Below are 12681 nucleotides of genomic sequence, written 5' to 3'. Positions count from 1 at the left end.
AATTACTTCCCGAACCCGGCTGAAATTCCAGATTCTTTCCTAATTCCGGTTTTTACTTTGCTGTATCATCTAATAAAAATGACTATGAGACTATTGCTGAGTATGCTGTTCCTCGGGGTATTATATATACCCGTATCTGCCCAGATAACACCTCCCGGCCTGGGAGAAGTAAACAGTTCCGGGTGGTTTGCGGTAGGGGTAAAGGAAGACCTGAATGCAGAAAAGCATCTTACATCCACCACTTTTATAGGGATAGGGAGTACTAATAGTCCGGAAAATGACAATCCTTTTGAAAGGGGAACTATTTACGTGATCAACCAGGAGATCGAACACCGGTTTGCCAAACACTGGAAGTATTCCGGGGCATTGAGTTATCGGTGGCAAAACCAGTTTGACGAAGAACCTTCTTATGACGGCCGGCAGGAAATACGGATTTACGGTCGTTATTCTTATCTGCACCCGGCTGAGTTCGTCAGCTTTTCGTTTACCTTCCGCCCGGAATTGAGGTTGTTCTATACTTCCGGTTTCGAACCCTATGCGAAAAAGGCGCAGTTTCGTACCAGGTTTAGCGGCAAAATGACTATAAATCTCAATCCGGATAAAACCCAAAAACTGATAACTGCCGCGGAAGTTCTTTACGCTTCCGATAAAAAGGAACACTGGGATACCTGGGAATACGGCGAGAGCAGGTTTTCTGTCTATTATTCTTTGAATATACCAAGGCATAACCTAACTTTAAATTTCGGTTATATGAACAACCTTCTCGGCAACGATTTCTCTAAGGATGCGCATTATGTTGCCTTTGATATCATGTTTAAAAACCTGTTCCATTCGTGAAAAATATAAGAAAATTCTCTTTTAACACATGTTTAGAACAAGTTCTATAATGTGGCCGAACTTGTTCTAACCCGTTTCCTGTAGAAGCTTTCCTTCCTGGTTTAGTTTAGCGGCATAATCAACTAAATCTGTTTCATATAATGAAAAAACGAATTACGATTTTAGTCGTGTTACTTGTTATGATACTGACAAGCCGTTTACGGGCACAGGATGGGTTTGAGAGTATTATTGCCGCCGGAGAGAAAGATGCTGCTACCCTCATGGGAGCCTATATTGCTCCCGCCATGGAAGGATTGGTTTATGCTTCCAACGGAGGGTGGGCCAATACAGCCAAAACTCATAAGCCTCTCGGGTTTGATATAACCATAGGGCTTAATGCGGCTATGGTACCTTCGGGTAAGGAAGTCTTCCGTATTTCCGATCTGCGATTTGAAAATGAAATAAGCAGTACACCCGGTATAACTCCTACGGTGGCAGGGGATACGGAACCTGCACAGGTAAGTGTAAGACTGAGAGACACGGGAGAATCCGCAACATTTACCATGCCGGAAGGGATAGGTAATGATGTTCCGCTTAATGCCATGCCCGCACCTGCGGTACAACTGGGAGTTGGACTTGTAAAAAATACGGACCTGGTGGTGCGTTTTGTGCCCAAGGTAGGATCTGATGATGTAAAGGGAAATTTGTTCGGTTTAGGTATAAAGCACGACCTGATGCAATATTTTGGTCCGCTGGACAAACTTCCTTTGAACGTTTCCATACTGGCTGCCTTTTCCAATATGAGTGTAGATTATAATATTGAAGAGGGGGATACCTATGCCGGAATGGACCAAAAGGCAGAATTCAAATTGGGGACATATACCATTCAGGGGCTTGCTTCGCTCGACTTTCCTTTCCTGTCCCTTTACGGAAGCCTGGGGTATTCGGGAGGGACGTCCAAACTGAATGTCCTGGGAAGCTATGATGTGGATTACGAAGTGGCAGGAGGAGTATATACGCATACCCAAACCTTTACGGATCCTATTGCCTTAAAGTACAGTGTGGGAAGTATGCGGGCAGGCCTCGGGGCCAGGATCAATCTGGCTTTTTTCAAGATTTTTGCGGAGTACACCCTACAGGAATATAATATGTTGACCGGTGGGATTTCCTTTAGTTTCCGATAAGAATACTATCTTTAACAGGGAAAAGAAAGAGAAGAAAACTCCTTTAAAAATTTTGCAGTTAAAAGCCTTTTGAGCCCCTGGTTAAATTTTTAAAGACAGCATTTTTTACACGGTATTCTTTTCCACCCAGTGGAGGAACTGCTTTTTATAGTGCCGCCCCACGGGGATATATTTGTTGTCGATCTGGATACCCGCGGGGGTGAATTTCGAAATGTGTTCAAGGGAAACGATGAAGGAACGGTGTATCCGCATAAAATGTCCCCCGGGCAGTTTTTCCTCGGCCTGGGAAAGGCTCATAAGCGTAAAATAATTACCGCATAGGGTAACCAGTTTAACGTGGTTCTTGATGCTTTCTATGTAGAGTATGTTTTTCAGATAGATTTTGACAAATTCCCTGTCCGATTTGATATAAATGAACGGCTCTGAAAAAAGGACACGGTCATCGCCAGGGGTTTCCCGGGGTATATTCAGCGGTTTTTGATGCTGTTTGTACACCTTGGCGATGGCTTTGGTAAACCTTCCGAACGAAATGGGTTTTAACAGGTAGTCCGTAATTTCCAGTTCATACCCGTCAAGTGCAAATTCCCGATGGGCAGTGGTGAGGATTACAGCCGGATGGTCGTGCAGCGAATGCAGGAACTGGATACCCGATATTTTTGGCAATTGTATGTCCAGGAACAAAATATCCACCGGGCTTTTCTGTAGACTGGTAAAGGCGTCCATAGCATTATTGTGAACATCCGTGATCTCCAGGTCACTGAAATGCCCGATATAGCTTTCCAGCACTTTTACCGCCGGCTGTTCGTCTTCTACGATCATACACTTCATAAGCTTATCTTTAAGTTTATCAAAAAAGTTTCGGTTTTGGTTACGTTGAGATGGTGTTTTTCCGGGTAAAGCAATTCCAGTCGTTTTTTTACATTGTTCAGTCCTATACCGCTCTTCACTCCGGGATTACCATTGTTGTTTTCGGGCAGGCTGTTTTCCACAATAAAAGTCAGCCCTTTTTCATCCGTCTGTAAATGGATCCGTATCCACGAGTGTTTTTCGTTTTTAAAAACGCCGTGCTTAAAGGCATTTTCCACAAAAGGAACCAGTATCAACGGGGCAATGGTCTTTCCATGGATATCACCGTCTACCTCAAAAGAGAGGTCCACCCTGTCGCCGTACCGTATTTTTTCCAGCTCAATGTAATTTTGGATAAGCGCCACTTCCTTGTCCAACCCTACCAGGTCCACATTGCATTCATATAACATATAGCTCAGCATGTCTGACAGTTTTAAAATAGCCCCAGCCCCGTTTTTGTCGCCCGACAGAACAATGCTGTAGATATTATTCAGGGTGTTGAAGAGAAAATGGGGTTGTAACTGGTTTTTCAGGATTTGGAGTTCGGCGTCCATTTTATCTTCCTTTAACTGTGCATTCATCCGTTCCTGCCGGAGATACCGCTGTATCATCTTTATAACCACAACCAGGGAGGCTACGTATACCAGGTCAATAGCTCTGAAAAAGGTTTTGACCGACCAGAATTCGGTAGGTTGACCCCAGGCAATCTGAGGGAAATTGGAGAGGAGGATCACGAGGAAGCCCACCCCCAGAAAAGCGAAGAACAGCATCAGGAAAAAAAGGGTGCCGTATTTTTTTTGAGAGAGAAATTTTGGAAACAGGTAATAAGCCACGAAATAGGCGTAGGGCACTTTTACGGTCATGAAGATCAGTTCCAGCAGAAACCATTGCAGGTAGTCCGTCTCGTAGTAGGAAGCGTTGATCACACAATAGAAAGTCAGCCAGCAACTCCAGTAAATGATGTGCCTGGCAATCCGCTCCGGTGGCCAGCCTTTATATTCTTTTTCGAAAGAGAGCATATGTTCTTTGCTTATACAAGATTACAAATTAAGCTTCAGGATCAGAATAAAATAAGTACGAAGGCTTATAAACGATATACAGACAACCGCTTTCATGGTATAAAATACCATTTTTGTACAGTATGTCTATACCTGGTTTTTCCCGATACCCGTATGCAAAATAGTGATAATTACAGGAATGGATGGAAGGAAAAGGTCAAATTTATAATTCGGACCTTACCGTACGCAATCGTGATAAGGTGTAAATCTCCCGTACAGTGATCTTATGGTTTCTCTATAAACCGGAGATATGGATATTCCCGTGGGGTAGTATTATTTACTTACCAGGTTCTTGTAGACCACGGTATTTAAAAATTCATCTTTTCTCTGCCGGGAAACAGGAAGCGCCGTATGGTTAATGTAAACGCGGTTTCCTTTTATCAGGTCAATATGTGAAAGGTGTACCAAATAGGATTTATGTATTCTGAAAAAAGAATCTTTGGGGAGAATATTTTCCATGAAAGTCATGGTTTGGTGTATGATGAGGACTTTATCCCTGAAGTGCAGCTTCAGGTAATTTTGCATGCTTTCCACATAGAGTATGTCCATCCATACGATCTTCATAAAAGAATCTCCCTGGCGGATATACATCGGGGAATCGGGATCTTCACCCTTATTCCGAAGACTGAATGTTTCCCGGGCCTTTATAGCTGCCTGGAAAAAACGCTTGAATGTAATGGGCTTCAACAGGTAATCCACCACCTGCAACCTGTAACCTTCCAGGGCATATTCCGAATGTGCTGTGGTTAAAACTGTCAGAGGAGGAGTGTCCAGGGATTCGAGGAATTCCAGTCCCGAAAGATGTGGCATTTGAATGTCGAGGAATATCAGGTCTATGGTGTTTTTTTTAAGATATTCGGCAGCTTCCAGTGCAGAAGAACACACCCCGGAAACTTCCAGGAAATCCAGTTTGTCTATATAGGAAATGATCCCTTCCCGGGCTATGGGTTCATCATCCGTTACCAGGCATTTCAATACGGCGTTGTCTGTGGACTTTGCAGGCTGTTCTCCCATGATCTATAATGTGATGTTTAACTGAACGGTATAGCAAAGATCTGTTTCCCGGATACACAATTTATGATTTCCCGGGTAGAGGATATCCAGGCGTTCTTTGATATTCTTCAGCCCCAATCCCGAGGCCGAAGCATTCTTTTTTTGTAACTGCCGTGTTGATTTTGAATTTTCGACTTCGAGATAAAAGGAATTCCTCTTCTGTTCCGCAAATACATTAATATATCCTTTTTCCGACAGGGAGCGGGAAACATGTTTAAAGGCATTTTCTATAAAGGTGATAAATAACAAAGGCTGTATTTCTTTTTCCCCGTCTTTGATCTTCCAGGTACAATGCACCTTTAACGCATCTCCCCACCTTATTTTTTCCACCTCAATGACATCCCGGAGAAACTGTACTTCCTGGTTTAAAGATACGGATTCCTTTTTGCCGTTATAAAGCTGGTAACGGAGTATGTCGGAATATTTAACGAGTAGGGCAGAGGCCAGTTCCACATCTTTCTGCATCAGAATATGAATGTGGTTCAACACATTGAACATAAAATGCGGGTTGATCTGTTCCTGCAGAATTTGGAGCTGGCTCCTTAAATGTACTTCTTCCAGCTTAGTGTATTCGTAATAAAACCGCAGTCCGCAAAAACCGAGATTAACGATGAGAGGAGTTGGTAATTCACCTATAAATTCCAATAGCAGGGAATCTTTATATATCCACTGTGAAGAGGTGAAAAAACCTTTTTCTTCCAATAGCATAAACCCCTGGAAAGTCAGTGCGTTTATAAAGGAAAGAAATATGGACAACCCTATGAACCAACCGATAAAAACATTCATTTTTTTTTGGTACATCGCCTTTTGTAAGGGGCGGTTGCTCAAAAAGTAGGAAATCAGGATGGTCGGTATAAAAATACATGCGATCAATGAAAGGGCCGGGAGAGGCGGGTAATGATCCTTGAATTGTAACCAGACCAGGAAAACAATGATCGCCCAGATGAGGATAATGACCCGGTTATAGCTTCTGAAAAAATGATTTTTCATCTATCTGAAAATATCAAGTTATTGATTTATAGTTGTGTATGTCGTGCCGGTAATTACCGGGAGATGTTGGCCTTTGCCTGTTAAATCCCTGGTAAGGATTTTACTGTTGCAAAATTAGCAGATAATACTATTGTACCATTACTATTCGTCAAAGGAGTATTACCATTCGTCAAATGTTTTTTAACAGGAGGGTGTTGCAGCTAATATTTGCAGGGTCAAATCCATATGGAGATGATTCTAACTGTTAAAAACAATGACTATGATAACAATTATGAGACTGTTTTGCATAATATTATTAACCTTGTTGTCTGCCGGATTAAATGCCCAGGTAGAGTTGAAAACAGAATACATGGGTTCTTCCGGTTTTAGGGATGCGGATAACAACAAAACAGGTGGCAAGGGGGACGCGAAAATATTTTCGGTGAATGCCAGAATCCCCTTTTCTGTAAAAACGGATGAAAACAACAAACCTACGGTATGGGGTATAGGTATAGGAGGAAGCTATACGTCTTTTACCAATCGGAATATGGACAGGGCCTTTGGTCCGGATAAAATAGCGAACGCGCAGGTATCTCTTTTTCATTTAAGACCAATCGCCGAAAGATGGTCTATACTCGCCATGTTGGGAGCAGGGATTTATACCGGCCATACCGATGTATCGAAGGTGAATCTGAGTAACGTTTTGGGTAACGGCGGGGTCATATTCATATGGCATTTAAGGGATAACCTGGATGTGGGGTTAGGACCTGTTATCAACACTTTACTAGGATATCCTATGGTCTTTCCCGGAATTTATGTCAATTGGGAATTAAAGGGGAATTATGAACTTAAGGTCTCCATGCTCAATGGACTTATGGTTTCGGCAGGAAAACAGTTACACGAGAATTTCAGGTTAAAACTAATAGCAGAACTCAACGGGGCACTGGCATTGGAAAAAATTAACGACAAAAAGATGATGTTTACACATCAGTACTTTGTAGCAGGTCTTCAACCCGAGTTAATTCTTGGTAAATCATTTTCTATCCCTGTTACCGCAGGTATTTCCGCCGGAAGGGAAGCGTATTACCAGGAAAGAAATTTAAAATCCATTTTTAAAAGTGATGATGATGAAAGAAACCCCCGTTTTTCTGCCGCCCCCTATTTTTCGATAGCCTTGAAGTACAAATTCTGATACGTTTCTTTTTTTTATTATCTTCCGTGGGAAAAATAAAATACGGCTATCGGTCTATAGCTGTTTTAACCTTAAATTTTATACTATGGACTTTAAGCGGTTGTTCCGGTTTCTAAGGGACCTGAACAAAAACAACCACAAAGAATGGATGGATGCTAACCGGAAAGAATACCATGCCGTCAGGGATGCTTACAAAAAATGGCTGGAAGCCCTTGATGCCGAACTTGCAACAATAGATACGGATTATGAACATACCCCGCCGGGAAAAGCATTAAACAGGATAAACAACAACCTGTTGTACCATCCGAACAGGCCCGTATATAAGGACAATTTCGGAGCGGTCCTGGACAAATCGCCGTATAAGAGCGAATTTTATATTCATCTCGGTATTTCGGAAAGTTTTATCGCGGGAGGTTTTTACCGTCCGGACAAAGGAATACTTACCAGTATCCGGGATGCTATAGATTATGACGGGGAAGAGTTGCAGGAAATCCTGGGCAAACCCTCCTTCCGGAAACTATTTCCGGACGGGTTATACGATGATCGTCTGAAAACTACTCCCAAGGGATATGACAAGGAACATCCGCATATAGACCTTTTGCGGAATAAGAGTTATGTTGTGACGCATGGCTTTAAGGAAACAGAGATCACTTCTCCCGGTTTTAAGGAAGAAGTGATCTCCATTTACAGGGAATTACTCCCGTTCCGTAATTATCTGAGCAGGGCCATTACGGTATAATGGTGTTATTCAGCCGGAAAGCCGGGATCTTTTTTTACTTCTTCTATTTGTAGTGTATGCCTGGCACTATGTGCCGCGATGAACAGGGTAAACTGATAGGCATCGATAGCGCCGAAGGGAGAATCGGTAACGTGGTTACGCATATCTTCCACCGAGGTGCTCTTGATGTATTTTTTGATCTTTGCCCTTTGTTTCTCTAAATCCTGGAGGGCCTGTCTGGCATTGGTGTATTTGTCGGAAGGTTGTATTTCTTCAGGAGCCTGGGCTTTCTGGCTGCGGTCGGTCATCCCTTTGATGAGGTCTTCATCGGTTATTTTTATTTCCTCTCTTCGTTCCGGATTGGCAGGCTCCTTCATCAGTGTGTTCACCATATCGAAAATATACCCTTCCGTGAGTATAATGTGTTCCAGGCACTGGGCTATTGACCATTTATCCGAGGTGGCCTTGAACTTCAATTGTTCGCTGCTTAGCCCTTTTACGTTCTGCAACAGGTTTTTGTTAGTCTCTTTGAAATAGTCCAGCAGAACTTGTTTGTCATCTTTGGCAATTACCGCGGTTTTTGCCCGATTATTCGTGCGGATGGTGTCCTTTGTACTGAAAGCGGTCAGTATGGCAAAGGCCGCAATAAGGATACTTACTTTTTTCATGGTTCCTGATTTTAGTTTTTTGGTATGAATAAAATAAAGCAATGGAATCTTAAATTCCGGGAATTAATGGTCTTGCTGGTTTTAGATCCGGTTTGCACCTGTAATATCCTTTTTCCGGAAAGGGATGAGGGTACGTAGACGTTCGTCGCAAAGATATACGCCAAGCCATACCAGTATGCCGAAAATGACAGCGAAATAAACCGGTTGCTCCACACGAAAATGTGTTGCCGTCGCCCCGCCCAGATAAGCTGTAAGTAAAATGGCCCCTAGTACGGAAGTTCGGGGAACGATGTAGAGTATAGTACAGATCAGTAAAACAATTCCCATGGGCACTACCGAATTTTCCGGATAACCCAATGCTATGGTCCCTTCTACAGAAGGTGTGGCTCTGACTATCTTCATAATAGCGTCCAGCAGCAGGAACAAGGTTAGTAAAGCACTGATGATCTTCCCTGCCCAGAACATTTTTTTTGATAATTTCTTAGGTCTTTCCATTTGTCTTTGTTTTAATTTTTTCCAGTTGATATTGTGGCTGTCCTCTTCCCATTGTCCGATTAGCCTTTTAAAAAGGACGTTCTTCGATTCTGGTATTTTCCATACCAAAGGTTTTTATTCGGAACGATTGTTTATCCGGATCACATATGAAGTGATCTCTTTAATCTTAGGGTTTTTAAATCCACTGAACATATACACATCACAAAAGGCGTGAGAAGGACCGTTTTCGGACTGTATTATCCCGTTTACGGCGGCAGTCCTGCCATGTGTGATAATATGTTCGATCTCCACTTTGGTTTTTTCTTGGTGTTTCATTTCCTTAATGGTTGCGATGAAGGCTTCTTTGCCCCGTACATAACGATCGCCGGGAATATTCCAGATTATGTTTTCGGTAATATTATCCACGAGGTAACCGGTGTCGCTTTCGACAAAGGCCTGGTTGAACTTTCGGAGGAATTTTTCTTTTTCGGTCACGGATTCTGTTTTTCGGATTAAACGTTCGGAAATATTTCCTGTCATTTCTAGACCTGTACGGTTTTCCAACGCCCTTTTTTAAAGAGCCATAAGGTATACAGCCCCACCCCGGTCTCAGAGACAAACACTGCCCAGAACACCCCGGAGTGTTCCCAGCCGAGGGTAATGGCCAGTAAATAGGACAAGGGTATCTGGATAAGCCAGAAAAACACGAGGTTTATCCTGGTCGGGGTCCTGGTGTCCCCGGCCCCGTTAAAGGCTTGTACAGACACCATCCACCATCCGTATACAAAATAGGAATAGGACAGGATGCGGAGCCACTCGCCTCCTATAGCGATGACCCGGGGATCATCTGTAAACAAACTCATCAGCGGTTGGTTAAAGAAGAAGTAAACAACAGAAACACAGACGAGAAAGATCATATTGTAAAAACCTATCTTCCATACGGCAGATTCCGCGCGTTCCGGGTTTCCGGCACCCAGGTTTTGCCCTACAAGTGTAGCTGCGGCATTAGAAAGCCCCCAGGCCGGCATCAGGGTGAACATCATGATGCGGAGCGCTATGGTAGAGCCCGCTACGGCCTGGCTGCCCACATCGGCAAGAATACGCATGAGGAAGATCCAGGAGGTCATGGCTACGATCATCTGCCCGATACCTCCGAGTGAAGTACGTAATATATTTCGTATCATTCCGGCATCCCAGTGGAGTTGGGAAAGTTTGACACGGATATGTTTTCCGCCCTTAAAAAGTAACCATAATTGACTGATTACACCTACACCCCGCCCTATATTGGTGGCGATCGCCGCTCCTTCTATGCCCATTGCAGGAACAGGGCCCCAACCGAAGATCAGCAAAGGATCCAGCACTATATTGATCCCGTTAGATATCCATAGGATACGCATGGCAATAGCTGCATCACCTGCACCGCGGAAAATGGCATTTATGACAAATAATAGCATGATTACGGCATTGCCGCCAAGCATCCATTGTGTGTACCTGTACCCGTGTTCCAGGCTCCAAGAGTCAGCCCCCATGAGTGTGAGGAGTTCCCTTGAAAAGAATATACCACCCGCAGCGAACGGAAGGGAAGCCAGCAGGCCGATAAAAATAGCCTGTATTGCAGAAGCCCCTGCGTCTTCCTTCTTCTTTTCGCCGATCCTCCTCGCAATAATGGCCGTTACGGCCATAGAAAGTCCCATAGCTATGGAGTAGAGCAGGAACAAGTAAGTTTCCGTAAGGCCTACGGTAGCGACAGCAGAAGGCCCGAGTTTGCCGACAAAATAAATATCTACTACGGCAAAGGTGGATTCCATAACCAGCTCCAGTATCATGGGAACTGCCAGGAGGAAGATGGCTTTTTTAAGGCTTACCTTCGTATAATCGGCTTCGGTGCCTACAATGGCACTTTTGAGTGCTTTGAAGACCGAAGATCGGGGACGGCCTTCTTCGGAGTGATTGTTTTGTTCCTCTATGGGATTCATTGCTTTTTACATTTAAATTTTTTGAGGAATTTTTATCTACGTCAGTCTTCCATGTTCTTTGGCATCTCGGTTTATTTTTCTTCGGCCAGTTCTTTTACCTTACCGAGTGCCTTGGGCCACAGGCTTGCGAACATGCTCTTGTGTTGCTCGTCAATATTCATTTCTACAACCAGTTCGGTTTTTCCGTCGATGGTTTTTAGGGTGTAGTTCTCTTCTCCGCTCCATTCCTTTGCTTTCGCGCTTTCCGTATCTTCCACGCCGTTTTTATAGATACCGATATGGCGGAATGACATAAATTCTCCGGGGATGTTTTTTGCTATCGTTGAAACCATACCTTCACCCGAATTCCCGTCTATAAAAAGTACTTTACTGCCTTCTTCCCACTGATCTGTTTTTACCTGCGAACTTTCACTGAAAGGAGCAGTCCACACCGGGTAGGTGTCTTCATCCCAAAGGACATCCCATACTTTTTCACGGGATGCATCGATGGTGATCTGAAATTTTTCCATGATTAAAAACCTTTATAAGTTAGTAATTAATTTGAACATGTAAGTTGAGGTTGCTGCTCAACCCGGAGACAGGCAAACAGGAAACCAAGTTACAGGTTACAGATTGAAAGTCAAATCAGTAACCTGTAACTCAACCCAGTTACTGCATCTTGTTTCCGGTGTAATTCAATTGCCAGTGTACACCGAACTTATCGATACAGGTCCCGAATTTTTCTGCCCAGAACGTTTCTGCTAACGGCATTACAGTCTGGCCACCCTCGGATAATTTACCGAAAAAGGTTTCTGTTTCTTTAATGCTATCGGTTTCCAGGGTAAGAAGCACATTGTTTCCCATCACTGTTTTATGGCCATTGCACAGGGATTCCACAACATCCGTCCCCATGAGTATGGAGTGTTCGCCCAATGGGAGGGAAACGTGCCCTACCATATTTTTCTCTGCTTCGGAAAGGGGTGGGAATTCTTCCGATGGCGGAAAATCCTTATATCGCATGATCCCGCCCATAAATTCGCCGCCGAATACGGATTTGTAAAAATTAAAGGCCGCTTCTGTCTTGCCTTCAAAGTTCAGATAAATGTTTACTGCTTTCATGATTAAAAATTTTTATAGATAAATTATTTGTTTTCAGTGTTGTAAACCTTCGGTTCGTCATAGCGCATGGCACTTTTCCCCAAACCCCTTCGCAGAATACCTATCTGACCGATATGGTACGCCTGATGATGGTTAAAAAAGGCCCATAACCCGGCTATGGTATTTTCAAAAATTGTACTTAGCGTAGTATCACCGATAATCCCATTCATAGGAGGCGGGGGAAGATGGTGGAGAATATCGTTAGGTACTTGTTCCAGTCCTCTCCGGATGTCTTTATACAGACGGTTCCATTCATAAACGATCTCACTGATGTCCGGATAGGTCATATTATCCATGGCCCTGGACCCACTTGTCGGAGAAAAAAGCGCGTTCCATTTTTCTTCCGGGTGCAGCCCTGCCAGGTAAGCAAAACCGTATTGGGCACTCATCAGGTGACCGGCGATGTACTTAATATGGTTCATTTTGGTATTGCCGTTTATCCTTGTGTTGGTCTCCTCGTCCGTAAGGTCTTCCAGGACATTGTTAAAAAGCCTGTGATGAAGATCAAACTGCATTAATAATTCGGTTTTCATGGCGATGCGCTTTAGTGATAATACAAATCTCGGAAAGAAAACGTCCACTTGTAAAGT

15 protein-coding genes are annotated in these 12681 nt (G+C 43.5%); 4 read left to right on the top strand and 11 right to left on the bottom strand.

Going from position 1 to position 12681, the window contains the following annotated elements; genetic code table 11:
• The first annotated feature begins 84 nt into the window (after positions 1–84).
• Positions 85–837 carry a DUF2490 domain-containing protein gene (locus ACVBDU_RS18360; RefSeq protein ID WP_447181186.1) on the top strand — a complete coding sequence of 251 codons (753 nt, stop codon included), beginning with the start codon at positions 85–87 and terminating at the stop codon, positions 835–837.
• A gap of 140 nt (positions 838–977) precedes the next feature.
• Complete coding sequence (locus ACVBDU_RS18355; RefSeq protein ID WP_447181185.1) at positions 978–2000, top strand: DUF6588 family protein; 1023 nt, start codon at positions 978–980, stop codon at positions 1998–2000.
• Positions 2001–2105: 105 nt separating this feature from the next.
• Here the strand turns inward: ACVBDU_RS18355 and ACVBDU_RS18350 are convergent, their stop codons facing one another.
• The 4 genes from ACVBDU_RS18350 to ACVBDU_RS18335 all read right to left on the bottom strand — a co-directional run bounded on the left by ACVBDU_RS18350 (position 2106) and on the right by ACVBDU_RS18335 (position 5947).
• Positions 2106–2828, bottom strand: a complete 723-nt coding sequence (locus ACVBDU_RS18350; RefSeq protein ID WP_447181184.1) for a LytR/AlgR family response regulator transcription factor — start codon at positions 2826–2828, stop codon at positions 2106–2108.
• Entirely contained in the window at positions 2825–3865 is a 1041-nt protein-coding gene (locus ACVBDU_RS18345; protein WP_447181183.1) for a sensor histidine kinase, read from the bottom strand. Before ACVBDU_RS18345 ends, ACVBDU_RS18350 begins: the two co-directional genes overlap by 4 nt.
• A 312-nt stretch (positions 3866–4177) precedes the next feature.
• On the bottom strand, positions 4178–4918 hold the full coding sequence (locus ACVBDU_RS18340; RefSeq protein WP_447181182.1) for a LytR/AlgR family response regulator transcription factor: 741 nt from the start codon (positions 4916–4918) through the stop codon (positions 4178–4180).
• A 3-nt stretch (positions 4919–4921) separates the two neighbouring features.
• A complete protein-coding gene (locus ACVBDU_RS18335) occupies positions 4922–5947 on the bottom strand; it encodes a sensor histidine kinase (RefSeq protein ID WP_447181181.1) in 1026 nt (341 codons plus the stop codon).
• A 259-nt stretch (positions 5948–6206) separates the two neighbouring features.
• Between ACVBDU_RS18335 and ACVBDU_RS18330 the strand changes: the two genes are divergently transcribed.
• Complete coding sequence (locus ACVBDU_RS18330; protein WP_447181180.1) at positions 6207–7118, top strand: DUF6268 family outer membrane beta-barrel protein; 912 nt, start codon at positions 6207–6209, stop codon at positions 7116–7118.
• 85 nt (positions 7119–7203) lie between these two features.
• Complete coding sequence (locus tag ACVBDU_RS18325) at positions 7204–7857, top strand: DUF2461 domain-containing protein (RefSeq protein WP_447181179.1); 654 nt, start codon at positions 7204–7206, stop codon at positions 7855–7857.
• Between the two features lie 5 nt (positions 7858–7862).
• On the opposite strand, the gene ACVBDU_RS18320 is transcribed toward ACVBDU_RS18325, so the two are convergent.
• From ACVBDU_RS18320 to ACVBDU_RS18290, 7 genes are all read right to left on the bottom strand, one after another.
• Positions 7863–8504, bottom strand: coding sequence for a DinB family protein (locus ACVBDU_RS18320; protein ID WP_447181178.1), 642 nt, complete (start codon positions 8502–8504; stop codon positions 7863–7865).
• A gap of 81 nt (positions 8505–8585) precedes the next feature.
• The gene (locus tag ACVBDU_RS18315; RefSeq protein ID WP_447181177.1) at positions 8586–8999 is read right to left on the bottom strand and encodes a DoxX family protein; all 414 of its coding nucleotides are present in this window, start codon (positions 8997–8999) and stop codon (positions 8586–8588) included.
• A gap of 114 nt (positions 9000–9113) precedes the next feature.
• Complete coding sequence (locus ACVBDU_RS18310) at positions 9114–9518, bottom strand: nuclear transport factor 2 family protein (protein WP_447181176.1); 405 nt, start codon at positions 9516–9518, stop codon at positions 9114–9116.
• A 2-nt stretch (positions 9519–9520) separates the two neighbouring features.
• Complete coding sequence (locus tag ACVBDU_RS18305; protein ID WP_447181175.1) at positions 9521–10954, bottom strand: MATE family efflux transporter; 1434 nt, start codon at positions 10952–10954, stop codon at positions 9521–9523.
• Between the two features lie 71 nt (positions 10955–11025).
• Positions 11026–11463, bottom strand: coding sequence for an SRPBCC family protein (locus ACVBDU_RS18300; protein WP_447181174.1), 438 nt, complete (start codon positions 11461–11463; stop codon positions 11026–11028).
• 139 nt (positions 11464–11602) lie between these two features.
• Complete coding sequence (locus tag ACVBDU_RS18295; protein ID WP_447181173.1) at positions 11603–12052, bottom strand: VOC family protein; 450 nt, start codon at positions 12050–12052, stop codon at positions 11603–11605.
• Between the two features lie 23 nt (positions 12053–12075).
• Positions 12076–12624, bottom strand: coding sequence for a DinB family protein (locus ACVBDU_RS18290; RefSeq protein ID WP_447181172.1), 549 nt, complete (start codon positions 12622–12624; stop codon positions 12076–12078).
• Positions 12625–12681 lie beyond the last annotated feature (57 nt).

Source organism: Sinomicrobium endophyticum (assembly GCF_052983315.1).
This window is presented reverse-complemented; position numbering and strand designations above follow the sequence as displayed.